At 68.5% G+C, this 23,325-nt stretch carries 25 protein-coding genes; 21 read left to right on the top strand and 4 right to left on the bottom strand.

Annotation, left to right across the window (positions count from 1 at the left end; genetic code table 11):
* The first annotated feature begins 63 nt into the window (after positions 1 to 63).
* The 12 genes from NKT36_RS14930 (at position 64) to NKT36_RS14875 (ending at position 12,403) form a co-directional block, all read left to right on the top strand.
* Complete coding sequence (locus tag NKT36_RS14930) at positions 64 to 1,047, top strand: aldo/keto reductase (protein ID WP_327051856.1); 984 nt, start codon at positions 64 to 66, stop codon at positions 1,045 to 1,047.
* 54 nt (positions 1,048 to 1,101) lie between these two features.
* The gene (locus NKT36_RS14925; RefSeq protein ID WP_327051855.1) at positions 1,102 to 1,392 is read left to right on the top strand and encodes a 50S ribosomal protein L21e; all 291 of its coding nucleotides are present in this window, start codon (positions 1,102 to 1,104) and stop codon (positions 1,390 to 1,392) included.
* Positions 1,393 to 1,396: 4 nt separating this feature from the next.
* The gene (locus NKT36_RS14920) at positions 1,397 to 1,753 is read left to right on the top strand and encodes an RNA polymerase Rpb4 family protein (protein WP_327051854.1); all 357 of its coding nucleotides are present in this window, start codon (positions 1,397 to 1,399) and stop codon (positions 1,751 to 1,753) included.
* Positions 1,754 to 1,819: 66 nt separating this feature from the next.
* Positions 1,820 to 2,389 carry a DUF655 domain-containing protein gene (locus NKT36_RS14915; RefSeq protein WP_327051853.1) on the top strand — a complete coding sequence of 190 codons (570 nt, stop codon included), beginning with the start codon at positions 1,820 to 1,822 and terminating at the stop codon, positions 2,387 to 2,389.
* A gap of 101 nt (positions 2,390 to 2,490) precedes the next feature.
* Positions 2,491 to 3,390 (top strand): 16S ribosomal RNA methyltransferase A, encoded by a 900-nt coding sequence (locus tag NKT36_RS14910; protein WP_327051852.1) that lies wholly within the window; start codon positions 2,491 to 2,493, stop codon positions 3,388 to 3,390.
* Positions 3,387 to 4,580 carry a mechanosensitive ion channel family protein gene (locus NKT36_RS14905; RefSeq protein ID WP_327051851.1) on the top strand — a complete coding sequence of 398 codons (1,194 nt, stop codon included), beginning with the start codon at positions 3,387 to 3,389 and terminating at the stop codon, positions 4,578 to 4,580. The genes NKT36_RS14910 and NKT36_RS14905 overlap by 4 nt, the downstream gene beginning before the upstream one ends.
* Positions 4,577 to 5,179, top strand: coding sequence for a HemK2/MTQ2 family protein methyltransferase (locus tag NKT36_RS14900; RefSeq protein WP_327051850.1), 603 nt, complete (start codon positions 4,577 to 4,579; stop codon positions 5,177 to 5,179). Before NKT36_RS14905 ends, NKT36_RS14900 begins: the two co-directional genes overlap by 4 nt.
* Positions 5,180 to 5,344: 165 nt before the next feature.
* Entirely contained in the window at positions 5,345 to 6,340 is a 996-nt protein-coding gene (locus tag NKT36_RS14895; protein ID WP_327051849.1) for a 5-methyltetrahydropteroyltriglutamate--homocysteine methyltransferase, read from the top strand.
* Entirely contained in the window at positions 6,337 to 7,416 is a 1,080-nt protein-coding gene (locus NKT36_RS14890; RefSeq protein ID WP_327051848.1) for a methionine synthase, read from the top strand. Before NKT36_RS14895 ends, NKT36_RS14890 begins: the two co-directional genes overlap by 4 nt.
* A gap of 722 nt (positions 7,417 to 8,138) precedes the next feature.
* Positions 8,139 to 9,485, top strand: a complete 1,347-nt coding sequence (locus NKT36_RS14885; RefSeq protein WP_327051847.1) for a ribonuclease J — start codon at positions 8,139 to 8,141, stop codon at positions 9,483 to 9,485.
* Position 9,486: 1 nt separating this feature from the next.
* Positions 9,487 to 10,542 carry a geranylfarnesyl diphosphate synthase gene (idsA3, locus tag NKT36_RS14880; RefSeq protein WP_327051846.1) on the top strand — a complete coding sequence of 352 codons (1,056 nt, stop codon included), beginning with the start codon at positions 9,487 to 9,489 and terminating at the stop codon, positions 10,540 to 10,542.
* 142 nt (positions 10,543 to 10,684) lie between these two features.
* Positions 10,685 to 12,403 (top strand): glutamate--tRNA ligase, encoded by a 1,719-nt coding sequence (locus tag NKT36_RS14875; protein ID WP_327051845.1) that lies wholly within the window; start codon positions 10,685 to 10,687, stop codon positions 12,401 to 12,403.
* Positions 12,404 to 12,427: 24 nt separating this feature from the next.
* On the opposite strand, the gene NKT36_RS14870 is transcribed toward NKT36_RS14875, so the two are convergent.
* Genes NKT36_RS14870 through tmcA form a run of 3 tightly spaced genes read right to left on the bottom strand, consistent with a single transcriptional unit; the run spans position 12,428 to position 15,262 of the window.
* Positions 12,428 to 12,751: a DMT family transporter gene (locus NKT36_RS14870; protein ID WP_327051844.1), complete on the bottom strand. Its 324-nt coding sequence runs from the start codon at positions 12,749 to 12,751 to the stop codon at positions 12,428 to 12,430.
* A 40-nt stretch (positions 12,752 to 12,791) separates the two neighbouring features.
* On the bottom strand, positions 12,792 to 12,950 hold the full coding sequence (locus NKT36_RS14865; protein WP_327051843.1) for a hypothetical protein: 159 nt from the start codon (positions 12,948 to 12,950) through the stop codon (positions 12,792 to 12,794).
* A gap of 44 nt (positions 12,951 to 12,994) precedes the next feature.
* On the bottom strand, positions 12,995 to 15,262 hold the full coding sequence (gene tmcA / locus NKT36_RS14860; RefSeq protein ID WP_327051842.1) for a tRNA(Met) cytidine acetyltransferase TmcA: 2,268 nt from the start codon (positions 15,260 to 15,262) through the stop codon (positions 12,995 to 12,997).
* A gap of 263 nt (positions 15,263 to 15,525) precedes the next feature.
* Here tmcA and NKT36_RS14855 point away from each other — a divergent pair, with 263 nt between their 5' ends.
* The 9 genes from NKT36_RS14855 (at position 15,526) to NKT36_RS14815 (ending at position 22,115) form a co-directional block, all read left to right on the top strand.
* Positions 15,526 to 15,729, top strand: a complete 204-nt coding sequence (locus NKT36_RS14855) for a hypothetical protein (protein ID WP_327051841.1) — start codon at positions 15,526 to 15,528, stop codon at positions 15,727 to 15,729.
* Between the two features lie 365 nt (positions 15,730 to 16,094).
* The gene (rpl7ae, locus tag NKT36_RS14850) at positions 16,095 to 16,457 is read left to right on the top strand and encodes a 50S ribosomal protein L7Ae (protein WP_327051840.1); all 363 of its coding nucleotides are present in this window, start codon (positions 16,095 to 16,097) and stop codon (positions 16,455 to 16,457) included.
* An 11-nt stretch (positions 16,458 to 16,468) separates the two neighbouring features.
* Entirely contained in the window at positions 16,469 to 16,696 is a 228-nt protein-coding gene (locus NKT36_RS14845; RefSeq protein ID WP_327051839.1) for a 30S ribosomal protein S28e, read from the top strand.
* Entirely contained in the window at positions 16,696 to 16,887 is a 192-nt protein-coding gene (locus NKT36_RS14840; RefSeq protein ID WP_327051838.1) for a 50S ribosomal protein L24e, read from the top strand. Before NKT36_RS14845 ends, NKT36_RS14840 begins: the two co-directional genes overlap by 1 nt.
* A complete protein-coding gene (gene ndk / locus NKT36_RS14835) occupies positions 16,887 to 17,351 on the top strand; it encodes a nucleoside-diphosphate kinase (RefSeq protein WP_327051837.1) in 465 nt (154 codons plus the stop codon). The genes NKT36_RS14840 and ndk overlap by 1 nt, the downstream gene beginning before the upstream one ends.
* A gap of 175 nt (positions 17,352 to 17,526) precedes the next feature.
* Complete coding sequence (locus NKT36_RS14830) at positions 17,527 to 18,936, top strand: selenium-binding family protein (protein ID WP_327051836.1); 1,410 nt, start codon at positions 17,527 to 17,529, stop codon at positions 18,934 to 18,936.
* Positions 18,927 to 19,286: a 2Fe-2S iron-sulfur cluster-binding protein gene (locus tag NKT36_RS14825; RefSeq protein WP_407652220.1), complete on the top strand. Its 360-nt coding sequence runs from the start codon at positions 18,927 to 18,929 to the stop codon at positions 19,284 to 19,286. The genes NKT36_RS14830 and NKT36_RS14825 overlap by 10 nt, the downstream gene beginning before the upstream one ends.
* Before the next feature lie 118 nt (positions 19,287 to 19,404).
* Positions 19,405 to 21,771, top strand: coding sequence for a penicillin acylase family protein (locus NKT36_RS14820; RefSeq protein WP_327051834.1), 2,367 nt, complete (start codon positions 19,405 to 19,407; stop codon positions 21,769 to 21,771).
* On the top strand, positions 21,768 to 22,115 hold the full coding sequence (locus tag NKT36_RS14815; protein WP_327051833.1) for a hypothetical protein: 348 nt from the start codon (positions 21,768 to 21,770) through the stop codon (positions 22,113 to 22,115). The genes NKT36_RS14820 and NKT36_RS14815 overlap by 4 nt, the downstream gene beginning before the upstream one ends.
* On the opposite strand, the gene NKT36_RS14810 is transcribed toward NKT36_RS14815, so the two are convergent.
* The gene (locus NKT36_RS14810) at positions 22,116 to 23,216 is read right to left on the bottom strand and encodes a pyridoxal phosphate-dependent aminotransferase (protein WP_327051832.1); all 1,101 of its coding nucleotides are present in this window, start codon (positions 23,214 to 23,216) and stop codon (positions 22,116 to 22,118) included.
* Between the last annotated feature and the right edge of the window lie 109 nt (positions 23,217 to 23,325).

The raw sequence follows: 23,325 nt of genomic DNA, 5'->3' as shown, positions 1-23,325 counted from the left end.
TTCATCCTGCGGTCCGACCGCGAATTGACAACACCGAAATGACTCGGCAGTGAACGTCGCCACATGGACCGACGCGAACTCGGAACGACCGGCTACGACGTGACCGAGGTCGGCCTCGGCACCTGGGAGGTCGGCTCCGACTGGGGCGACGTCTCGGAGGATGAAGGGCGCGCGGCCATCGAGGCGGCGCTCGACGCGGGCGTGAACTTCCTCGACACTGCCGACGTGTACGGCGACGGGCGCAGCGAACGTCTCATCGGCGAGGTGCTCGCCGAGCGCGAGGAGACGCCGGTCGTCGCGACGAAGGCCGGACGACGGCTCGACCCCCACGAGCCAGCGGGGTACACCGGGGAGAACCTGCGGCGGTTCGTCGACCGGAGCCGCGAGAACCTCGACGCGGAGTCGCTGGACCTGCTGCAACTGCACTGCCCGCCGACGGACGTCTACTACCGGCCGTCGACGTTCGACGCGCTGGCCGACCTCGAATCCGAGGGGCGGGTCGACGCCTACGGCGTCAGCGTCGAGCGCGTCGAGGAGGGGCTGAAGGCAATCGAGTACCCCGGCGTCGAGACCGTCCAGATCATCTTCAACCCCTTCCGACAGCGCCCGGCGGAACTGTTCTTCCGCGAGGCGAAACGGCGCGACGTCGGCGTCATCGTCCGCGTTCCCCTCGCGTCAGGGCTGCTGACGGGTGCGCTCTCGCGCGACACGGAGTTCCCCGAGAACGACCACCGGAACTTCAACCGCGAGGGCGAGGCGTTCGACGTGGGCGAGACGTTCGCCGGCGTCCCCTACGAGCGGGGGCTGGACGCCGTCGAGGCGCTGCGGTCGTACGTCCCGGAGGAGGCGACGATGGCGCAGTTCGCGCTGCGCTGGATACTCTCGTTCGAAGCCGTCTCGACGGTCATCCCGGGGTCGACCAGCCCCGAGCACGTCCGCGAGAACGTCGACGCTGCGGACCTGCCGTCCCCGACCGACGAGCAGATGGCCGGGGTTCGCGAGGTCTACGACGAGCACGTTCGCGACGCCGTCCACCACCGCTGGTGAGCGACGCGGAACGCACCATTTATGAGGGTCACCGAACAAGACGGACGTACGACTATGCCGAGTTCGCAAGGACCCTACCACACTACCCGCGAGAAACTGTCGAACAACCCCCGCGAGCGGGGTACCTCCCCGCCCCAGCGCGCCGTCCAGGAGTACGAGGTCGGCCAGAAGGTCCACCTGAAGATCGACCCGAGCGTCCCCGACGGTCGCTTCCACCCGCGCTTCGACGGTCGTACCGGCGAGGTCGTCGGCGAGCAGGGAACCGCCTACCAGGTCGCCATCAACGACCAGGGCAAGGACAAGACGCTCATCGTCAAGCCCGCACACCTCCGCCTCCAGGAGTAGACGCATGACGATCTTCAAGGAGAAGGTCGACGAGGAATACCTGACCACCGCCGAGGCGAAGGAACTGCTCGCGGACATCGAGACCGATCGCGCGCTCGACGAGGACCGCGAGATGCCGTACAACCTCGCGCGGGCGATCGACCACGTCAACCGGTTCGCGCTGCTCGACCCCGAGGAGTCGGTCGAGCTCGTCGAGGACCTGCTCGAACTGGAGAAGGTCGACGAACCGACGGCGTACAAGATCGCCGACCTCCTACCGAAGGACCGCGACGAACTGCGCGCGGTGTACGCCCAAGAGCGGTTCACGCTCTCGGGCGACGAACTGGACGACATCCTGAACGTCGTCGCGAAGTACGACTGACCGCGCGCCCGTCTCGCGGTCGATCTGACCGATTCTTTAAGTGACTCGTCGCCGTTATCTACAGCAATGACCGAATCAGAGAGCGATTCCGAGGTCGCGGTGGTGCTCGACTTCCTGCCACACGGCAGGGCAGAAGACGAACGGCCGCAGTACCAGAAGCCGCCGCTGGGGTACGCGCTGACAGTCTCGGAGTTCGAACTGCTCGAACTGACGTTCGACGCGGACGCGAGCGCCGGCATCGGCGACCGCGTCGTCGTGAACCCGCCGTCGGAACGCGACGACGTCGAGGAGGTCCACCACATCGAGTACGAGGACCTGTCCGGCAACGCCCAGTCCGAACTCGAACACGCGGTAAAAGACGTCGTCGACAGCAACCAGCAGCGGTTCGTCGACTTCTACAACGACGCCCAGCCGATCACCCTCCGGCTCCACCAGTTGAACCTCCTGCCGGGCATCGGCAAGAAGCTGCGGAACAACATCCTCGAACAGCGCAAGCGCCAGCCGTTCGACAGCTTCGACGACCTCGAGGAACGCGTCGCCGGTCTCCACGACCCGGAAGGGGTGCTCGTCGAGCGGATCATCGAGGAGGTCCGCGAGGACGACCTGAAGTACCGGACGTTCGCCCGGCGGGAGTAAGCCACCGCCGCGAGGAACGCTCTCGCCTCTTTTCGACCGGTCGCGGCCGTCGGACGAACCCGTTGGCTTTACGCCAGTGCGACTGGTAGCCGGGACTAACGATGGAACGGACGCCACGCGAGGAGATCAGGGACCCGGACGCGCTCGTTCGGCGCGCCGGCGTTCGGGGCGACCCGAACCGCGACCAGCACTTCCTCGTGGACGACCGGGTGCTCGACCGCCTGCCGGAGTACGCCGCCGAGATGGACCGCGGGCACGTCCTCGAGGTCGGCGGCGGCACCGGCGCGCTCACCGACCGCCTGCTGGCGGTCGCCGACGAGGTGACGGTCGTCGAGCGCGACCCGGACCTGGCGGCGTTCCTGCGCCGGGAGTTCGCCGACGACGTCGAGGCGGGTCGCCTGACGATACTCGAAGGGGACGCGCTCGACGTCGACCTGCCCGACGTCACGGCGTCCGTCTCGAACCTCCCTTACGGGATCTCCAGCGAAATAACCTTCCGCTTGCTGCCGCGCGGTATCCCGATGGTGCTCATGTTCCAGCAGGAGTTCGCCGAGCGGATGGCCGCCGGGCCTGGCGAGGACGACTACGGCCGCCTCTCGGTGACAGCGGGCCACTACGCCGACGTCGAGGTCGTCGAGACGGTTCCCCCGGAGGCGTTCTCGCCGCAACCGGACGTCGAGAGCGCGGTCGTCCGGACGACGCCGCGCGATCCCGACTACGAGGTCCCCGACGAGGCGTTCTTCCTCCGGTTCGTGAAGGCCATCTTCACCCAGCGACGCAAGACTCTCCGGAACGCCATCCGCAACACTGCACATATCTCGGAACTGGACGACCCGGACGCGGTCGTCGACGCCGTCGAGGCGGCGGCCGCAGAGGACGGACCGCTCCGCGAGACGCTGGGCGAGGACTTCCTCCGCAAGCGAGCGGGGAAGGTGACGCCCGAACAGTTCGCCGCCCTCGCCCGGGTCGCCGTGGAACACGGGCGGGGTGACCCGTCGTGAACGGGACGACGACCCAGAACGCCACGAACGGCACGACGAGCGGCGTGGAGCAGACGACGAGCCAGGCGATCGACCTCCTCCAGCAGTTCGAATCGCTGGAGGCGCGCCTGGCCATCACGGCGGCGCTACTGCTCGCCGTCGCTAGCGCCTACCTGTTCGCGAGCCAACGCGCGGGGGCGTTGCGCGAGCGGACGACGCCGGCGTTCGGCGACGTGACCCTCGCCACCGTGATGCTGGGTGTCGGCGTGACGGCGTTCGTGGCGCTGATAATCCTCTGGGACGCCGAACCGGCGGCGAACTCGCTGCTCGAACGGACGAGGCTCGACCCCCTCGACGGCGTCCTGCTGTTGCTCTCGCTGGTGACGTTCGCGATGACGTACGTCGCGACCGAGTTCCTTCAGCGGGCCATCGACCGCTTCGCCGAGAACAAGGACACCATCTCGGAACACCAGACGGAGGTGGTCTACCGCGTCGCCCAGATAACGGCGTACGTCGTCGCCATCACCGTCGTCCTCGCGATATGGCAGGTCGACCTGAGCGGTCTGCTGGTCGGTGCGGGGTTCCTCGGCATCATCGTCGGGATGGCGGCCCGCCAGACGCTCGGCTCGCTGCTCGCCGGGTTCGTGCTGATGTTCTCCCGGCCGTTCGAGGTGGGCGACTGGGTCGAGATCGAGGACCACGAGGGCATCGTCACCGACATCTCCATCGTCAACACGCGCATACAGACCTTCGACGGGGAGTTCGTGATGTACCCGAACGACGTCGTCAGCGGGAGCACCATCGTCAACCGCTCGCGGAAGGGACGCATCCGCCTGGAGGTCGACGTCGGCGTCGACTACGACGCGGACGTCGAACGTGCGTCCAAGATCGCCGTCGAGGCGATGCGCGACGTGGACGACGTGATGTCAGTGCCAGAGCCCAAGGTGGTGACGAAGGAGTTCGGCGACTCGTCCGTCGTGCTCGGCCTGCGGTTCTGGATCGACAAGCCGAGCGCGCGCCGCAAGTGGCGCGCGCAGACTGCCGTCATCAACGCGGTCAAGGAGGCCTTCGACGAGGAGGGCGTCGAGATACCGTTCCCCCAGCGGGTGCTCGACGCACGGACCGACCAGACCGGCGTCCGGGTCGCGGGCGGCCAGCCCGCGAACGTCGAGACGACCACGGACGGCGGCAGCGAGGGTGACGACCGATGACGGACCTCGCCGACCTCCGGGACGTCGCGGACGCGGAGACGGCGGTGTACCAGCCCGCCGAGGACTCCCATCTCCTCGCAGAAACCGCGGTCGACCACGTCGGCGCGGACGAGCGCGTGCTCGAGGTGGGGACGGGGTCGGGGTACGTCGCCGAGACTGTGGCTGCCGAGACCGGTGCGAGCGTCGTGGGGTCAGACGTGAATCCTCACGCGTGCGAGCAGGCGCGCGAACGCGGCGTCGAGGCCGTCCGGGCCGACCTCGTAACCCCCTTCCGGGACGGGACATTCGACGCCGTCCTGTTCAACCCGCCGTACCTGCCGGAACACGAGAACCTGGCGGCCGACGAGGACGACGACGCCGTCGACTGGATGGAACGCGCGCTCTCCGGCGGCGAGTCCGGGCGCGAGGTCATCGAGCCGTTCCTCGACGTGGTCGGTCGCGTGCTCGCCCCGGACGGCCGGGTGTTCCTGCTCGTCAGCAGCCTCACCGACGTCGACGCCGTCGTCGACCGGGCCGCCGCGAACGGGTTCAGTGCCGTGGCGCTACGCGACGAGTCGTTCCCGTTCGAGACGCTGACGGTGCTGAAACTGGTGCAGTGAGCGATGCAGCAGTCGGACGACCGCCGCCGACAACGACCGTCGAGTCATCCGTGCGAACGACTACGTAACGACAGGGGCGAGAGGTATGGCACCACACCTCATGAGCGTAGGTAATTATTACGAGTGGAAAATATTAAGCACCGGCATTGCGTAGTCCGGAGTACGATGACAGAGCGCGTCGCTACGACACCGGGCGTGTATCCGCTCCCGGACTGGGCGAAAGACGACCTCTCGGACCTCAAAGGACACCAGAAGGGCGACCTCATCTCGGGGGACGAGGACGAGGAACTGACCGCCGTCTACGACGAGGCGCGGACGGAGGTCATCGAACGCCAGCAGGAGGCCGGCCTCGACCGGATCGTCGAGGGCCAGCTCCGCTGGGACGACATGCTCGCGCATCCGCTCGCCGTCCACGACAGCGTGGAGACGCAGGGCATCGTCCGCTACTACGACAACAACAACTTCTATCGCGACCCGGTCGTCGTCGACGATCTCGCCTTCGACGGCGACGTCGCAGCCGAACTGACCGCCGCCGCCGAGCACACCGACTCGCTGCAAGCCGTCCTCCCCGGCCCCTACTCGCTGGCCGACCTCGCCACCGACGAGTACTACGGCGACGACGAGGAGTTCCTCGCGGCCGTCGGCGAGTTCCTCGCCGGCGAGGTCGAGGCGTTCCCGGACGTCGAGACGCTGTTCCTGCTCGAACCCTCGCTCGTGACGGCACCGCCGGAGGACGGCGAGGACGCCCGCGCGAGCGAGGCCATCGACGCCGTCGCCGACGCGGCGGACGCCGACGTCGTCGTCCAGAGCTACTGGGGGTCGCTCTCGGAGAAGGTGCACGCACACCTGCTCGACGCCGACATCGACGCCGTGGGCTACGACCTCGTCACCGACCACGAGGGAGCGATCCACAACGTCAACGAGTTCGGGACGAAAGACTCCGTGGCGCTCGGCCTCGTCGACGGCCAGAACACGCTCGTCGAGTCGCCGGAGACCATCGCCGAGCGCGTCGACTGGTTCGAGGAGCAGACGCCGGTCAACGAGTTCGACACCGTCTATCTCACCGCCAACACCGAACTGTTCTACCTGCCGTACGCGAAGTTCGAGGAGAAACTCGCGGCGCTCGGCGAGGCCGCCCAGATCCAGGAGGTGGAAGCATGAGCGACGAGTCCATCACGTCCCGCGAGCAGTTCCGCCCGGACGACCACGACAACGACCACTTCGTCATGACGACCGTCGTCGGCAGCTACCCGAAGCCGAAGTGGGTCGACCGCTGTCGCGAACTGTACGAGGACGACGACGCCGACTTCGACGAGGACGCGTGGCAGGAGGCACAGGACGACGCCTCGCGCCTCATCACCGAGGAACACGAGCGGTCCGGACTCGACGTCGTCGTCGACGGCGAGATGCGGCGCAACGAGATGGTGGAGTTCTTCGCCCACCGCATCGAGGGTTACGAGTTCAACGGCCCCGTCAAGGTCTGGGGCCACAACTACTTCGACAAACCGTCGGTCGTCGACGAGGTGGAGTACGAGGACACGTGGCTTGTCGACGAGTACGAGTTCACCAGCGACGTCGCCGACCGGCCGGTGAAGGTCCCCATCACGGGCCCGTACACGCTGGCGAGCTGGAGCTTCAACGAGGCGTACGACGACGAGGAGTCGCTGGCGTACGACCTCGCCGACCTCGTCAACGAGGAGATCGAGAAGCTGGTCGACGCCGGCGCGCGGTACGTCCAGATCGACGAACCCGCGCTCGCGACGACGCCCGACGACCACGCCATCGTCGGCGAGTGCCTGGAACGCATCGCTGACGGCATCCCGGACGACGTCTACCTCGGCCTCCACGTCTGCTACGGCGACTACTCGCGCATCTACCCCGAGATGCTCGACTACCCCGTCGACGAGTTCGACGTCGAACTCGCCAACGGCGACTACGACCAGCTCGACGTGTTCAAAGAGGACGAGTTCACGAAGAACCTCGCGCTCGGCGTCACGGACGTCCACGTCGCCGAGGTCGAGAGCGTCGAAGAGATCAAGGACAACATCCGGAAGGGGCTGGAGGTCGTCCCGCCGGAGCGCCTGACGGTGAGTCCGGACTGCGGCGTGAAGCTCCTCCCGCGCGACGTCGCGTACGGAAAGATGGAGAACATGGTCCAGGCTGCCCGCGAGATAGAGGAAGAGCTGGACGAGGGCGAGATCGATGTCGGCGGTTCGCCCGCGACCGCCGACGACTGAGCGACGCCTACCGAAGGGTGCGAACAGGCGGCCCACGTTCTCCTGGTCCGGAACGCCGTGGGCCGCGCTCCTGCGTTCGCGTTCCGGCCGCGGTCACGTCACGACCGTCCCTGGTTCCGGCTCCGTACTTGAACCTTCGTCCGGCACCGTCGTTCGGGACCACGACCGACAGTGGTTGTTCGATTCCGCGTCCCGGGTCGGGGGCTGTGCGAACCTCGTTTCGTAACTCGTTCGTCGGGACTGTCCGCTTCGGGGTGCCGCCGTCTTCCATGTCGGTGTCGTTCGAAGTTGACCTCGTGAAGTCGCGTTAACTCAACGCACGAAACTGTTGTCGAACGTCGGTGACGGGTGGAATTTAGGCCGACGTCAGCTGTCGTTGTCGACGAATTCCGAGAAATCATACCGACGTTGCTGTGTCTCAGACGTCCTCTCCGAGCCGTTCGGTGCTGACAGGAGTCGCCGTTCGTCGGGGGCGACGGTCGGCGTCGCCGTTCGCTCCGTGGACGAGATCGGTTGCGCGTTCGATACCCCGCAGTTTTTATTACCCGGGGGCGTAGATGGGACCAGACTGAGGCATCTCGCGGGCGCTCGGACGCGTCCCGCGGGTGTCGAATCGACGTGCTGCAAGACGCCGGGGTTCGACGCTCGCGGCTCGCGGGCATTTCAGTGAGCAACGCAACTGCCACGTTCCACGTGGTGTTTAGTGCTCGAGGAAAGCAACTATGGAAATCGAAATCGCAACCATTGGCGGCTACGAAGAAGTCGGACGGCAGATGACTGCCGTTCGCGCCGGTGACGACGTCGTCATCTTCGACATGGGGCTGAACCTCTCGAAGGTTCTGCTTCACGACAACGTCGAGACCGAGAAGCTGCACAGTCTGGACCTGATCGACATGGGCGCTATCCCGGACGACCGGGTCATGTCCGATCTCGAAGGCGACGTGAAGGCCATCGTGCCGACGCACGGCCACCTCGATCACATCGGGGCCATCAGCAAGCTGGCGCACCGGTACAACGCGCCGATCATGGCGACCCCGTTCACCATCGAACTGGTGAAACAGCAGATCCAGAGCGAGGAGAAGTTCGGCGTCGAGAACGACCTCGTGAAGATGGACGCCGGCGAGACGACCCAGATCGGCGATCAGGTCGAACTGGAGTTCGTCAACGTCACCCACTCCATCATCGACGCGATCAACCCCGTGGTCCACACGCCCGAGGGGTCCATCGTCTACGGCCTCGACAAGCGCATGGACCACACGCCGGTGCTCGGCGACCCCATCGACATGAAGCGCTTCCGCGAGATCGGTCGCGAGGGCAACGGCGTCCTCTGTTACATCGAGGACTGTACGAACGCGGGCCGCAAGGGCCGCACGCCCAGCGAGTCGGTCGCGCGCCGGCACGTCAAGGACGTCATCTACAGCATGGAGGACTACGACGGCGGCATCGTCGCGACCACGTTCTCCAGCCACATCGCCCGCGTGAAGAGCCTCGTCGAGTACGCCCAGGACATCGGCCGGACGCCGGTCCTGCTCGGCCGCTCGATGGAGAAGTACTCGGGGACCGCCGAACGACTCGACTTCGTCGACTTCCCCGAGGACATGGGCATGTTCGGCCACCGAAAGTCCGTCGACCGGACGTTCAAGCGCATCATGAAGGAGGGCAAGGAGAACTACCTGCCCATCGTGACCGGCCACCAGGGCGAGCCGCGCGCGATGCTCACCCGGATGGGCCGCGGCGAGACGCCGTACGAACTGGACAACGGCGACAAGGTCGTCTTCTCCGCCCGCGTCATCCCGGAGCCGACGAACGAGGGCCAGCGCTACCAGTCCGAGCGCCTCCTGAAGATGCAGGGCGCGCGCATCTACGACGACGTGCACGTCTCCGGTCACCTCCGCGAGGAGGGGCACTACGAGATGCTGCAGGCGCTCCAGCCCCAGCACGTCATCCCGGCCCACCAGGACATGAAGGGCTTCTCGCCGTACGTCGACCTGTGCGAGAGCCAGGGCTACGACCTCGGGCGGGACCTCCACGTCACCCGAAACGGCAACCTCATCCAGCTGGTCGAATAACATGACTGACGCGAGCACGGAGTCACGGGAGCAAATCGTCACGGAGGCGGTCAGGGAGCGTCGCGAGTTGGTCAACGAGGCCATCGAGGAGGACCTGCCGATCACGGAACCGGAGCGCCTCTACGAGGCCTCGCGGTACCTGCTCGACGCCGGCGGCAAGCGCCTGCGACCCACTGTCCTCCTGCTCGTCGCGGAGGCGCTCGCGGACGTCGAACCCTACTCGGAGGCGTACCGCAAGTTCCCCGCGCTCGACGGCACCGAGGTGGACATCATGGCCGCCGCGGTCAGCATCGAGACCATCCAGTCGTTCACGCTCATCCACGACGACATCATGGACGACGACGACCTGCGTCGCGGCGTCCCCGCCGTCCACCGCGCCTACGACACCGAGACGGCCATCCTCGCGGGCGACACGCTCTACTCGAAGGCGTTCGAGATTCTGCTCGACACCGACGCCAAGCCCGCCCGCAGCGTGGAGGCTCTCGACGTGCTCGCGACCACCTGTACTCGCATCTGCGAGGGCCAGTCTCTCGACGTCGCGTTCGAGGAACGCCCGGACGTGAACCCCGACGAGTACCTGGAGATGATCAAGAACAAGACGGCCGTGCTCTACGGCGCGGCGTCGACGATGCCCGCCGTCCTCCTCGGCGCCGACGACGAGACGACGGAGGCGCTCTACCGGTACGGCATCGACGTCGGACGCGCGTTCCAGATCCAGGACGACGTGCTCGACCTGACGGTGCCGAGCGAGAAACTCGGCAAGCAGCGCGGGAGCGACCTGGTGGAGAACAAACAGACCATCATCACGCTCCACGCTCGCAAGCACGGCGTCGACGTGGACTCGCTCGTCGAGACCGACGACGTCGACGCGGTAACCGAGGACGAGATCGACGACGCGGTCGCGAAACTCCAGGACGCGGGGAGCATCGACTACGCCCGCGAGAAGGCCGAGACGCTCGTCGAGCGCGGCAAGGACCACCTCGACGTGCTCCCGGACAACGAGGCCAGCGACATGCTCCGGCAGATCGCGGACTACCTCATCGAACGCGGCTACTGAGCCGTCGACAGATCGTCTCCACTTCTCTCGACCGCGTCCCGTGAGCGGCTGGATTGTCACCGGCCGTCGACGGCGCTGGAGCCGCCGTCACAGCCGCCGAAAATCCCAACCAGTTTAGCCGTCCCGGGAGAACGGTCCGGTAATGGACGACGAGCTACGGTCACAGATCGAGGAGGAGGCGGAGAAGCACGCCATCTTCAACGCGCTGAAACACGACAGCGACGCCGAGGTCGGTGCCATCATGGGCTCGCTGATGGGCGAGAACCCCGAGTTCCGCGAGCACGGCGACGAGGTGCCGGGCGTCGCGGGCAAGGTCGTCGCCGAGGTGAACCAGCTCGACCACGAGGAGCGCCGCGAGCGCCTGGGCGAACTCGACCCGGAGCTCGTGGAGGAACTCGACAGCGAGGACGAGGAGGACGACCAGGTCCTGCCAGACCTGCCCAACGCCGAGGAGTTCGACGAGATCCGGATGCGCTGTGCGCCCAACCCCAACGGCCCGTGGCACATCGGCCACGGCCGGATGCCCGCCGTCGTCGGCACCTACGCCGACGAGTACGACGGCGAGTTCATCGTCCGGTTCGACGACACCGACCCCGAGACGAAGCGGCCGCTCACGTGGGCGTACGACGAGATCCTCGACGAGGTGGAGTACCTCGGCTTCGAGCCCGCCGAGGTCATCAAGGCCAGCGACCGCCTGGAAACCTACTACGAGCACGCCCGCCGGCTCATCGAGAAGGGCGGCGCCTACACCTGCACGTGCTCGGGCGACGAGTTCTCCGAACTGAAGAACAGCGCCGAGGCCTGCCCCCACCGCGACAAGGACCCCGAGACGACGCTCGCGGAGTTCGAGGACATGGTCGCCGGCGAGTACGAGTCCGGCGACGTCGTCCTGCGGGTGAAGACCGACATCGAGCACAAGAACCCCGCGCTGCGCGACTGGGTGGCGTTCCGGATGGTCGACACGCCTCACCCGCGCCCGGAGGCGGCGGAGTATCGCTGCTGGCCCATGCTCGACTTCCAGTCCGGCGTCGACGACCACCTGACGGGCGTCACCCACATCATCCGCGGCATCGACCTGCAGGACTCCGCGAAGCGCCAGCGGTTCGTCTACGACTACTTCGGCTGGGAGTACCCCGAGGTCATTCACTGGGGCCACGTCCAGGTCGACGAGTACGACGTGAAGATGTCCACCTCGACGATCAAGGAACTTATCGACAAGGGCGAACTCGACGGCTGGGACGACCCGCGCGCGCCGACGCTGCTGAGCCTGCAGCGACGCGGCATCCGCGGCGAAGCCGTCACGGAGTCGATGGCCGAACTCGGCACGTCGACGAGCAACGTCGACCTCGCGATGAGCTCCATCTACGCCAGCAACCGCGAACTCGTCGACGACGCGGCGCCGCGCTGTTTCTTCGTCCGCGACGGCGTCGAGTACCCCCTGGTCGGCGACCACCCCGAAGCCGCCGAACCGGCGGTCCACCCCGACCACGAGGACCGCGGCACCCGCCACGTCCCGGCCGGCGAGGCGGTCCTCGTCGAGCCCGGCGACGTGCCGGACCACGACGACCGCGTCTGGCTGAAGGGCCTGGGCTGCTTCCGGCACACCCGCGACGCCCTCCAGTACACGGGCGACGACATCAGCGCCGTCCGCGAGGAGGGGGTCCCGGTCGTCCACTGGGTGTCCGCCGACGCGAACGTCCCGGTCCGTCTACGGACGATGACGGGCGACGTCGCGGGGCGCGCCGAACCCGGCTTCGCCGAGACGGACCCCGACGACGTCGTCCAGTTCGAGCGCGTCGGCTTCGCCCGCGTCGACCGCCACGAGGCCGACGAGTCCGTCGCCTACTTCGCCCACGAGTAGTTCCGTAGAACGACCTTCTTTCTCTCAGTGCCCGCCGGACGTCAGGCGGAGCCCAGCGATACCGAACACGACGACGCCGATGAAGAAGACCCGCGAGAGGTCGGCAGGTTCGTCGAAGAGGACGACACCGAGCGACGCGGTGCCGACGGCGCCGATGCCGGTCCAGACGGCGTAGGCCGTCCCCACCGGCAGGTCCTCGACGGCCTTCGCCAGCAGGAGCATGCTCACGACGAGTGCGACGACGGTCCCCGCCGTCGGCAGCGGCTTCGACAGTCCGTCCGAGTACTCGAGGCCGATGGCCCACGCGATCTCGAACAGTCCCGCGAGCGCCAGCACGTACCAGGACATCGTTCACCCGTCGGTCGACCAGCGGGCTATAGCTTCCGAACTAGCGCCACTCCTCGGCGTCCGCGAGCGGTTCCGCGACGACGCCGTCCTGCTGGACCAGCGCGCGGGCGTGGCCGGCGCAGACGGGGCGGTTCGCCGCCCACGGGACGTGGAGTCGGACGTCGGCCTCGCGGTCGCAGTCGTCCTCGGAGCACTCCATCGGCGGCGGTACGCGCTCGCCCCTCTTCGTCCTACCGCCGCTCGCTACTCCTCGAACCGTCGCCGTTCTTCCCGCGCGGCTTCGTCGCCGTAGCGGTCCACGAGCGGCCGGAACGCATCGCCGAGCGCGCGCATCGCCTGCCCCGCCGAGTGGAAGCCGAGTTCGTCGGCGACCGTCGGCCAGCCGTGCGCCTGCAGGACCTTCCGCACCAGCAGGCGCTCGTGACGCGGCGTCAGGGGATTTTCGTCGGCGTGCACGAGGTGCGTCACTGCGACGCGGCGGAACGGGGCGGGCGACTGGTCGAACTGCCCCGGCCCGTACGCGCTGGCGGCGACGACGCGCCACTCCCAGTCTGAGCAGTCGAGGGAGACGGGCGCGTCGACGGCCCGCAGCGTGGCGCGGGCGACGTCGGGGTCGAGGTCCGAGAGAGCGTCCGAGAGCACCGACGCGATGCGGCCCGCGAACCGCCGGGCGGTGCGGTCGTGGAGCCGTCGCCCCGCGTCGCTGGTGGGGTCGAGCATGAGCGCGGAGTACTCGCCGCTGGCGTCGTTGCGCGTGGTGGACAGCTGGACGGCGTTGTAGCCGTTCTCGCGCCAGAAGTCCAGCAGTTCGGGCGTCGCGCCGAAGCCGGTGCCGAGCCAGTCCACCTCGTCTTCGAACTCCGCGCGCACCTCCGCGAGGAGGCGGGAGCCCAGACCGCGCGAACGGACGGCGTGGTGGGTGGCGATGCGCATCACGCGCAGGCCGACCGGGACGCCCGCGTCCTCGTCGCGGAGCTGGCTGGTCAGCACGTCCGGGAGCATGTTGCCGCGGACGCGGCCGCCCTCGTACATGTGCTCGCGCACGTCCGCGGGGAGGTTCCCCTCGCGCGCCAGCAGTGCGACGCTGACGACGTGGCCGTCCCAGGTGAGCGCGCGCACGGTCACGTTCGGCGCGTCGAGCAGGCGCGCCAGGTCGGCCGGTTCGGTGCGGTAGTGGGCGAGCACGAGCAGGCCGAACACCTCCCGCAGCAGGTGCTCGTCGGCGAGCAGGTCCGCCGGGTCGACCGCGCGGTACGCTGCTTCTTCCGGTGCGGCGTCGGCGACGAGCGGGTCGACGGCCGGGCGGGCGTCGAGCGCCAGCGCGTCGAACGCCCAGACCTCCACGGGGTCACCCGCGGCGTACCGGATGGGTTCGATCATCGCCACCTCCGTCACCGCGTGGTCGCTGTCGTCGAGGCGGTCGCGGAATCGCACGGAGAAGCCGCGGCCGGCCCCCTCGTAGCCGTGGACCGTCGTCGTGAACGCCACGCGCGCACACGCGAGGAGGCGTTCGAGCAGGTCGACCGAGAGGGCGGCCGCCTCGTCGACGAGGACGACGTCCGGTGCGGCGTCGCCGGCCTGGCCTGCGTCGACCATCCCTGCGGCCGTCGTGGGCTTCGCGAACCGGACGACGCCGCCCGACGTGCTCTCGACGCGTTTCGGGGACTCCTCGCCGCCGTCGCTTTCGCCGAGTGCGTCCAGCAGCTCGCGCGCCCGGGCGAACGCCTCCCGGGCGCTCCGGAACTCCGGCGCGGTCACGAGCACGTCGCGGCCGTCGGCGGCGAGCGCGCCGGCCGCGAGGCCGGCGGCGCTGGACTTCCCCCGGCCGCGGTCGGCCTCGACGACCACGGCGGTATCGTCTTCGTCGTCCTGGAGGGCTTCGAACGCGGCGACGGCGTCGACCTGGTCGCCGGTGAGACAGCGCTCGTACGCCTCCCGGGGGAAGGAGAGGTCGTCGGGAACGGAGACGCCGTCCCGGGGGAGACGCGGTGCGGGATGGGTCAGGCCGTCCCGTTCGACGGTTCCGGCGTCCACGTCGACGACGGCGACGCCGGGGCGAGTACGGACGGTTTCGACGAACCGCTCGCGGAAGTGACCCGTCACCTCCGACTCGTCGAACGGCGGGACGGCGAGCGTGGCGTCGAAGTCGTCGCGGCGGTCCGGCCACGTATCGAGCGCGGGCGCGAGCAGGGCGAAGAGTCCGCCGCCGTCGACCGCGCCGACCACGCGGCCCAGCGCGTTGGGGTGGAGTTCGTCGTGGGCGTCGAAGACGACCGCCTCGCGCGTCGTGCCGAGGAGTTCGCCGGCGCGGGTCTGGGCGACCCGCTCGCAGTCGAGGACTCGGACGGGGGCGACCTGCGTCGTCGCCGCACGCGGCACGTCGGCGGCGTCGAGCGCCCGCCGCGCGGCCGCCGCGCCCGCGTCGCGGTCCCCGGCGAGCACGAGCAGTCGCCGCTCGTTCGCACGCCGGGCCTCCTCGCGCAGTGCGGTCGCCAGTTCCTCGACGTCCATACCCCCGAGTTGCGCCGACCGCGGCAAGGGCGTTTCCATTGCTGCACACGGACTGCGGAAGCGACCGTCGGCAGGCCGCCAACGTGGTGACCGTCCGGGATGGGGCCACGCCGTCTCCGGACGACCGACGCGTAAGCCGACGTTTCGTTCGGCGCGTACCGTTCTAGCAGGGCTTGAACCGGGGTTGCTTGCCAGTTCAGCCTAAACCGTTAACGAAAGCGCTCTCCGACCTGCGCACATGGCCGAGCACCAGAACGGCCGAGATGGAAACGCAACGAGAGGAAGACCAGATCGGGTCGCTAGGATGGTTCGCGGTGGCCGGGTTCGTCGTCATGGGGCTGCTGTACCTCCTCGACGTCGCCGACGTCGCAAACTCGATCCTGTCGCCGCTCTGGACGTTGATCGTCGCCATCGTAGCGGGGGTCGGTGCGCTGCTGCTGTACTACGGTAACGACCCCAGTACGTAGTCGGCGTCCACGCCTGGTCGCTGGAGTGGCTTGACGACCGACGCGGTCGCAACGACGGGCCGTTCGCGTCCCAGCGGCCGACGGGGACGGACGGTTCGCGACCTGTCGCCAGCGGCGTGTGCCCGCCGACGCGTGGTCCAGCGGCCAGCTGTATTTTTGTATAGGGGACGGCGGAGGGAATCTGCCGTGACCTCCTGACGGAAGCGGTGTGTGGTCCGTTCGCAGTCTGTCGCCCATTTGAAAGCGCTTTTATGGGGGAACCATCTACTGATGTGTACGACCTGCGCGCGGTTGATGATGCTCCTAGCCGCTCAGGACTAGCACGGCAGGGGAGCCTGAGCCGACGCGTGGGGAGGTGAACAACCATGCCAGTCTACGTAAACTTCGACGTCCCAGCCGACCTCCAGGACAGCGCGCTCGACGCGCTGGAGGTCGCCCGAGACACCGGTACCGTGAAGAAAGGAACCAACGAGACGACCAAGGCGGTCGAGCGTGGCAACGCCGACCTCGTCTACATCGCCGAGGACGTCCAGCCGGAGGAGATCGTGATGCACCTCCCCGAGCTGGCCGACGAGAAGGGCATCCCGTTCGTCTTCGTCGACACGCAGGACGACGTGGGTCACGCCGCCGGACTGGAAGTCGGCAGCGCCGCCGCGGCGGTCGTCGACGCTGGCGAGGCCAGCGAGGACGTCGACGACGTCGCCAGCAAAGTCGAGGAACTTCGCTGAGGTGACCGAAGATGAGTGCTGAAGAGACCAACGAGGAAGACTCCACGCCCGCCGAGGTCATCGAAGTCGTCGGCAAGACGGGGATGCACGGCGAGGCCATGCAGGTCAAGTGCCGCATCCGAACGGGCGAGAACCAGGGGCGCATCATCACGCGCAACTGCCTCGGCCCCGTCCGCGAGGGCGACGTGCTACAGCTGCGCGAAACTGCACGCGAAGCCGACTCCATCGGAGGACAATAATGCCACAGACCCGAGAGTGTGACTACTGCGGCGAGGACATCGAGCCCGGCACGGGCACGATGTTCGTCCGCACGGACGGAACGACCATCCACTACTGCTCCTCGAAGTGCGAGAAGAACGCCGACCTGGGTCGCGAGCCGCGCGACCTGGAGTGGACCGAAGAGGAGAGCAGCGAGGAGGCGAGCCGGTGATGGCGGACGCCGAGCGCACCTTCGTCATGGTCAAGCCCGACGGCGTCCAGCGCGGTCTCATCGGTGAGATCGTCTCCCGCCTCGAGGAACGCGGCCTCAAGATGGTCGGCGGGAAGTTCATGCAGATCGACCAGGACCTCGCCGAGGAGCACTACGGCGAGCACGAGGACAAGCCGTTCTTCGACGGCCTCGTCGACTTCATCACGTCCGGTCCGGTCTTCGCCATGGTCTGGGAGGGCCAGGACGCGACCCGCCAGGTCCGCAAGATGATGGGCGAGACCGACCCCGCCGAATCCGCGCCCGGCACCATCCGCGGCGACTACGGCCTCGACCTCGGTCGGAACGTCATCCACGGCTCCGACCACGAGGACCCCGGCGCGAACGAGCGCGAGATTGCGCTGTTCTTCGACGACGACGAACTGCTCGACTACGAGCGCGTCGACGAGCAGTGGCTGTACGAGTAAGGTAGTTCGCGCTTTCATCGTTTTTGCGGTCATCACGGTCGACAGCGACGTCTCCGTCGGCCGTCCGTCCGATTCCGCCCGTCCATCGAGGGGAGCCTCACCAATAACAGGAAAATATTGCCGGTACGTTCCCGGTCACGGTGATTGGTAGCGTACCACGTCCCGGGGGGAGACCATGAGCGATACCGAATCACCAGGCGAAGCAGCAGCACACGAACATCACGAACATCACCACGACGTCGAGGGGCCGGGGTACGCGACGCCGCAGGCCGCGATCGAGGAGGCCGAGCGCGAGACCGTCGCCTACGTCCCGTCGCTGTACGTGGGAACGGACGTCGACGCGCCGGACTTCCTCTCCGTCGTCGACGTCGACCCCGACTCGGACACCTACTGCGAGGTGGTCGACCGCGTCGAGATGCCGAACAAGGGCGACGAACTGCACCACTTCGGCTGGAACGCCTGCTCGTCGTCATGCCACGTCGAGGGGCTGGAGCGGCGCCACCTCGTCGTCCCGGGTCAGCGGTCCTCGCGACTCCACGTCATCGACACGAAGGACCGGCGCAACCCGGAGATAGTGAAGGTAATCGAGCCGGAGGAGGTGTACGAGTACGACCTGAGCGCGCCCCACACCGTCCACTGCATCCCGGACGGCGAGATACTCGTCTCGATGCTCGGCGACGCCGACGGCGACCTGCCGGGCGGCTTCCTCGAACTGAACGACGACTTCGAGATCGAGGGACGCTGGGACCCGCCGGGCGAGATCGAGATGAACTACGACTACTGGTACCAGCCACGCCACAACGTGATGGTGTCGAGCGAGTGGGCCGCGCCGAAGACGTACTATCCCGGCTTCGACATGGAGGACGTCGAGAAGGGCAACTACGGTCGTCACATCCACGTCTGGGACTGGGAGAACGGCACCGTCGAGCAGTCCATCGACCTCGGCGAGGAGGGACTCATCCCGCTCGAAGTCCGGTTCCTCCACAGCCCCGAATCCGTCCACGGGTACGTCGGCGCGGCGCTGTCGTCGAACATCTTCCACTTCTACGAGGGCGACGACGGCGAGTGGCACGCCGAGAAGGCCATCGACGTCGAGAGCCGCGAGCACGAGGACTGGGACATGCCGGTTCCGGGGCTCGTGACCGACATCCTCGTGTCGATGGACGACCGGTACCTGTTCTTCTCGAACTGGCTGCACGGCGACGTCCGGATGTACGACGTGAGCGACCCGTCGAACCCGCGGCTGGCCGACCGACTGTGGGCGGGCGGGCTGTTCGGACCGCGGCACCCGACCGGCGAGGACGACCGGCCCGTCGTCGCCGGCCCGCAGATGCTCCAGCTCAGCATCGACGGCGAGCGCCTCTACTGGACCACGTCGCTGTTCTCGACGTGGGACAACCAGTTCTTCCCGGAGGAGGGCGAACGCGGCTCGGTGATGCTGAAGGCGGACGTCGACCCGCGGAAGGGGACGATGACGCTGGACGAGGACTTCCTCGTGGACTTCGGCGAGATGCCCGAGGGCCCCGCCCGCGCCCACGAGATTCGCTGGCCGGACGGCGACTGCACCAGCGACGTCTGGCAGTGAGCGACGGCGAGGCCACCCACCGCGTCGACGGCGACGCCCACCGCGTCGACCTCGTCTGGCGCGACGGGCGCGAAGAAACCGTCCGCGCCCGCGACGACGAGACGGTGCTCGAAGCGGCCGAGCGGGCCGACGTCGGCCTGCCGTTCGGCTGCCGCACCGGCGCGTGCGGGACATGTACCGGGCGACTGCTGGCGGGCGACCTCGACCACGCACGGCCGCCCCGGGCGCTGAAGGAGCGCCACCGCGCGGACGGGTACGTCCTGCTCTGCGTCGCCGAACCGCACTCGTCCTGTCGCGTCGAGGTGGGCACGGCGGTGCACGCGGACCTGGTCGACAACCCCTGGAAGTGAGTCGCTGGCGGGGTCGGTGAGCGACTGACCGCGGTGACCGCCACGCCCGGAGGTGAAACGCGACCAAACCCGTCGGCGGTTCCAACGGTTTTACGTCGGACTCCGCACAGGCCCAGGTATGGCCATCGATACCAAACGACGGGCGCTGGTCGGCGCGATCCTCGGGGGCGTCGCCGCCGGCAGCACCCTCTCGCCGGTCCGGAGCTACCTCCGGCGGTTCGCGCCGCTGTCGGGGTCGGCGTGGGCGTCCGCCACCGACCGCACGGACCGGACGGTCGAGAGTCGCCACGGCCCCGCCGAACTGCGGTACGACGACCACGGCGTCCCGCACGTCTCCGCAGACGACGAGCGGGCAGCGTACTTCGCTGTCGGGTACGCCCAGGCCCGCGACCGGCTCTTCCAGCTCGACCTGCAGCGGCGGCTCATGCGCGGCCAGCTTGCGGCGGTCGTCGGCGACGCGGCGCTCGACTCCGACGAGTTCCACGTCCGCATGGACTTCGCCGGCGCAGCCGAGGCGACCTGGGAACACCTGGCCGACACCGACACGGCCCCGGTCGTCCGGGCGTTCGCCGACGGCGTGAACGCCTGCCGGGAGAACGAGTCGCTTCCCGTCGAGTTCGGCCTGCTGGAGTACGAGCCCGCCCCGTGGACGCCCGCCGACACTCTGTTGATGGAGAAGCAGATCTCCTGGGACCTCACCGGCAGCTTCCGGACGCTGCGGCGCGCGACGGCGGCCGAGACGCTCGGTGAGGAGGCTGCAGCGGAGCTGTACCCCGCACGACTCGACCACGACGCCCCCATCGTCCGCGACGGAAACGGCAGCGGCAACGGCGGTAGCACCGTCGGGGACCGTTCCACCCCGTCGAACCCCCCGAACGACGTCGGCACGGGCCTCGTCGACTGGCTGGGCGGCTTCGAGCGCGACCCCGGCGTCGGCTCGAACAGCTGGGTCGTCTCGGGCGAGCACACCGCGAGCGGCAAGCCCATCGTCGCGAACGACCCCCACCTCACCCTGATGGCGCCGCCGGTCTGGTACGAGATGCACCTCGACTACCCAGACGCGAACGTCCGCGGGGTGACGTTCCCGGGCGTCCCGTTCGTCGTCATCGGCGAGAACGACGCCGGCGCGTGGGGGTTCACCAACACCGGCGCGGACGTCCTCGACTGCTACCGCTACGAGACCGACGGCGACCGGTACCGCTACCGCGGCGAGTGGCGCGAGTTCGAATCTGAGAGGCGGACCGTCGCGGTCGCGGACGGGGAGGACCGCGAGGTGACGGTGAAGAAGACGGTCCACGGCCCCTACCTCGAACGCGAGGGCGAGCGGGTGGGCGTCGCCTGGACCGGCCACACCGCGACCGAGACGACGCTCGCCGTCCACCGCTACGCGACGAGCGACGGGATGGACGACGTGCTCGATGCGACGCGACACTTCGACCTGCCGACCCAGAACCTGGTGTACGCCGACCGGGACGGCAACACGCTCTTCTACGTCACCGGCCGCATCCCGATCCGCCGGGTCGACGGCGAGCGCGTCCGCAGCGACCGCATCTTCGACGGCTCCGCCGGCGAGGGCGAGTGGCGAGGGTTCGAGCCGTTCGGCGTCTCCTCGTGGGAGGGGTTCGTCCCCTTCGAGGCAAAGCCCCACGTCCGCAACCCCGACTACCTCGCCACCGCGAACCAGCGCGTGACGGCCGACCCCTACCTCGCGGAAGCGTACGCCAGTCCCTACCGCGGGCGGCGCATCTACGAGCTGCTCGACGAGCGCGTGAGCGGCGACGACCCCGTCGACCCTGCGTTCGTGAAGGAGATGCAGGCCGACACGCTGGACGGCCGCGCGGTCGACCTCGTCCCGGAACTCGTCGACGCCGCGCGCGACGCCGACGGCCTGGGGTCGGCCGTCGAGACGCTCTCCTCGTGGGACCGCCGGATGGACCGGGACTCGCGGGGCGCGCTCCTGTTCGTCCACTGGTTCGACGCGTTCCGCGAGGAGGCGCTCGGCGACGCCTTCGAGGCGGCGGGACTGGACGAGGAGTACTACCCCCGCGACTGGGTGGTCGCGCACCTCGACGGCGGCCGCTGGTTCGGCGACGGCGACCGCGCGACGGCGATGGTCGACGCGCTCAGGACGGCCGTCGAGACCGTCGAGTCGGAGGGCTACGAGACGTACGGCGACTACAACGACACGAGCGCCATCACGCATCCGTTCGACCAGTCCTTTCTCAACTACCCCGCGCTGCCCACCGACGGGTCGAGCCACACGGTCGACAACTACCGCGTCGAGGACGCCGTCGGCAGCAGCTGGCGCATGGTCTGTCCGATGGACGGCGAGTCGGCGGCCGTCCTGCCGGGCGGCAACTCCGGCGACTACTTCTCCGACCACTACCGCGACCAGTTGCGCGCCTGGGCCGACGTGGAGTACAGACCGATGCCGCTGGAGTTGCAGGGCGAGACGACCGTCACCTTCGAGGAGGGGACGCGATGACGGGGCGACTGGACGCCGTCCGCGCGGACCCGCGGCGGCGGGCGGCGGCGTTCGCGGTCGCCGCCGTCGCTGGACTCGCGCTCGCGACCGTCCACCCGCTCGGCTTCCTCGTCGGCGGTGCGCTCGTCAGCCTCCCGACGGCGAACTGGCGGCGGGGGCTCCTCGCCGGTCTCGCCTTCGGCGTCCTCGGCTGGCTGGCGTTCGCGGGACTGCTGGCCGCGAACGGGACCCTCGGGCGCTATCTCGCGATGGGACGCATCCTCGCGCTGAGCGTCGCAATCCCCGTCGTCGCCGGACTGCTCGGCGGCCTGGCGCGGGCGCTGGATTCGCCGGCAGGCGAGTAGCTAGTCGAAGAAGACGGCCAGGCGCTCGGCGGCCTCCTCGACGCGCGGCGACACGAGCGCGAACCGGAACCAGTCCTCGCGCGAGGTGCCGAACGCCTCGCCAGGCATGCCGGCGACGCCGGCCTCGTCGATGAGTTTCTCGACGTTTGCCAGGGTCCCCGGGTAGCCCTCGAACCGTGCCATGACGTAGAAGGCGCCGTCGGGGCTGGTGTAGTCCGCGCCCGCCGCGTCGAGCGCGTCGGTGAACGTCTCCACGCGCGATTCGAGCAACTCGCGGTTGGCGACGTAGTAGTCGGGGTCGGTCTCGCGGAGCGCGTGCAGGACGGCGTACTGGCCCGGTCGCGTGGTGGCGACGTTCGTCAGCATGTGGCGGGTCTTGGCGACGTCGACGAGGCCCGGCGGGAAGACGGCGTAGCCGACGCGGAACCCGGTGATGGCCAGCGACTTCGAGAAGGCGTTGGTGACGACGCGGTGGTCGGAGTCGAACGCCAGCGCGGAGGTGAACTCGCCGGAGAAGTCGAAGTGGTCGTACACCTCGTCGCTGACCAGTAGCGCGTCGTGCTCCTCGGCGATGGCGACGAGTTCGCGCATCGTCGCCTCGTCGTACACCGCGCCGGTCGGGTTGTTCGGCGTGTTGACGACGATGGCTGCCGTGTCGTCGCTCGCCTGCTCGCGCACCGCCGCCGGGTCGAGCGACCCGTCGTGCTCGGCGGCGACGTACCGCGCCGTCCCGCCGAGCATCTTCGTCTTGCCGGGGTAGTAGGGGTAGACGGGGTCGGTGAGCACGAATTCGTCGCCTGCCTCCCGCTCCAGCGCGCGGGCCATCGCGAGGTAGTTGGCCTCGCCGCCGCCGTTGGTCACGACCACCTGCTCGGGGTCGACGTCACGGCGGTCGGCGATCTCGACCCGGAGTTCGGCCAGGCCCTCGCTCGGCGCGTACTGGAAGTCCGCCCCGCCGAGGTCGGCGTACTCGTGCAGTCCCTCGGCGATGCCCGGCGGCGACCCCCAGTCGGGGTTCCCGCTCACCATGTCGACGACGTCGCGGTCCGCCTCGTTCGCGTAGCCCATCACGCGGAAGAACAGCGGCGTCTCGTAGTCCATACCCGTCCCTTCGGGCGCTGGCAAGTCTTTCTTTCGCACGGCAGGCGACCCTCGCCGACGCGTTCGCACCCGAAGGCGTCACGGATGAGTGACTTTTATGCGCCACCCC

The sequence above is a fragment of the Halomicrococcus gelatinilyticus genome (genome assembly GCA_024227995.1).
Taxonomy (GTDB): domain Archaea; phylum Halobacteriota; class Halobacteria; order Halobacteriales; family Haladaptataceae; genus Halomicrococcus; species Halomicrococcus gelatinilyticus.
This window is presented reverse-complemented; position numbering and strand designations above follow the sequence as displayed.

What these genes read in the sequence shown, in the direction of transcription:
- NKT36_RS14930 (WP_327051856.1), top strand. Translation starts at nt 64, where the DNA reads ATGGACCGACGCGAACTCGGAACGACCGGCTACGACGTGACCGAGGTC.
- NKT36_RS14920 (WP_327051854.1), top strand. Translation starts at nt 1,397, where the DNA reads ATGACGATCTTCAAGGAGAAGGTCGACGAGGAATACCTGACCACCGCC.
- NKT36_RS14890 (WP_327051848.1), top strand. Translation starts at nt 6,337, where the DNA reads ATGAGCGACGAGTCCATCACGTCCCGCGAGCAGTTCCGCCCGGACGAC.
- NKT36_RS14925 (WP_327051855.1), top strand. Translation starts at nt 1,102, where the DNA reads ATGCCGAGTTCGCAAGGACCCTACCACACTACCCGCGAGAAACTGTCG.
- NKT36_RS14895 (WP_327051849.1), top strand. Translation starts at nt 5,345, where the DNA reads ATGACAGAGCGCGTCGCTACGACACCGGGCGTGTATCCGCTCCCGGAC.
- NKT36_RS14900 (WP_327051850.1), top strand. Translation starts at nt 4,577, where the DNA reads ATGACGGACCTCGCCGACCTCCGGGACGTCGCGGACGCGGAGACGGCG.
- ndk (WP_327051837.1), top strand. Translation starts at nt 16,887, where the DNA reads ATGGCGGACGCCGAGCGCACCTTCGTCATGGTCAAGCCCGACGGCGTC.
- NKT36_RS14855 (WP_327051841.1), top strand. Translation starts at nt 15,526, where the DNA reads ATGGAAACGCAACGAGAGGAAGACCAGATCGGGTCGCTAGGATGGTTC.
- NKT36_RS14915 (WP_327051853.1), top strand. Translation starts at nt 1,820, where the DNA reads ATGACCGAATCAGAGAGCGATTCCGAGGTCGCGGTGGTGCTCGACTTC.
- NKT36_RS14870 (WP_327051844.1), bottom strand. Translation starts at nt 12,751, where the DNA reads ATGTCCTGGTACGTGCTGGCGCTCGCGGGACTGTTCGAGATCGCGTGG.
- NKT36_RS14840 (WP_327051838.1), top strand. Translation starts at nt 16,696, where the DNA reads ATGCCACAGACCCGAGAGTGTGACTACTGCGGCGAGGACATCGAGCCC.
- rpl7ae (WP_327051840.1), top strand. Translation starts at nt 16,095, where the DNA reads ATGCCAGTCTACGTAAACTTCGACGTCCCAGCCGACCTCCAGGACAGC.
- NKT36_RS14820 (WP_327051834.1), top strand. Translation starts at nt 19,405, where the DNA reads ATGGCCATCGATACCAAACGACGGGCGCTGGTCGGCGCGATCCTCGGG.
- NKT36_RS14830 (WP_327051836.1), top strand. Translation starts at nt 17,527, where the DNA reads ATGAGCGATACCGAATCACCAGGCGAAGCAGCAGCACACGAACATCAC.
- NKT36_RS14845 (WP_327051839.1), top strand. Translation starts at nt 16,469, where the DNA reads ATGAGTGCTGAAGAGACCAACGAGGAAGACTCCACGCCCGCCGAGGTC.
- idsA3 (WP_327051846.1), top strand. Translation starts at nt 9,487, where the DNA reads ATGACTGACGCGAGCACGGAGTCACGGGAGCAAATCGTCACGGAGGCG.
- NKT36_RS14865 (WP_327051843.1), bottom strand. Translation starts at nt 12,950, where the DNA reads ATGGAGTGCTCCGAGGACGACTGCGACCGCGAGGCCGACGTCCGACTC.
- NKT36_RS14815 (WP_327051833.1), top strand. Translation starts at nt 21,768, where the DNA reads ATGACGGGGCGACTGGACGCCGTCCGCGCGGACCCGCGGCGGCGGGCG.
- NKT36_RS14875 (WP_327051845.1), top strand. Translation starts at nt 10,685, where the DNA reads ATGGACGACGAGCTACGGTCACAGATCGAGGAGGAGGCGGAGAAGCAC.
- NKT36_RS14910 (WP_327051852.1), top strand. Translation starts at nt 2,491, where the DNA reads ATGGAACGGACGCCACGCGAGGAGATCAGGGACCCGGACGCGCTCGTT.
- tmcA (WP_327051842.1), bottom strand. Translation starts at nt 15,262, where the DNA reads ATGGACGTCGAGGAACTGGCGACCGCACTGCGCGAGGAGGCCCGGCGT.
- NKT36_RS14810 (WP_327051832.1), bottom strand. Translation starts at nt 23,216, where the DNA reads ATGGACTACGAGACGCCGCTGTTCTTCCGCGTGATGGGCTACGCGAAC.
- NKT36_RS14885 (WP_327051847.1), top strand. Translation starts at nt 8,139, where the DNA reads ATGGAAATCGAAATCGCAACCATTGGCGGCTACGAAGAAGTCGGACGG.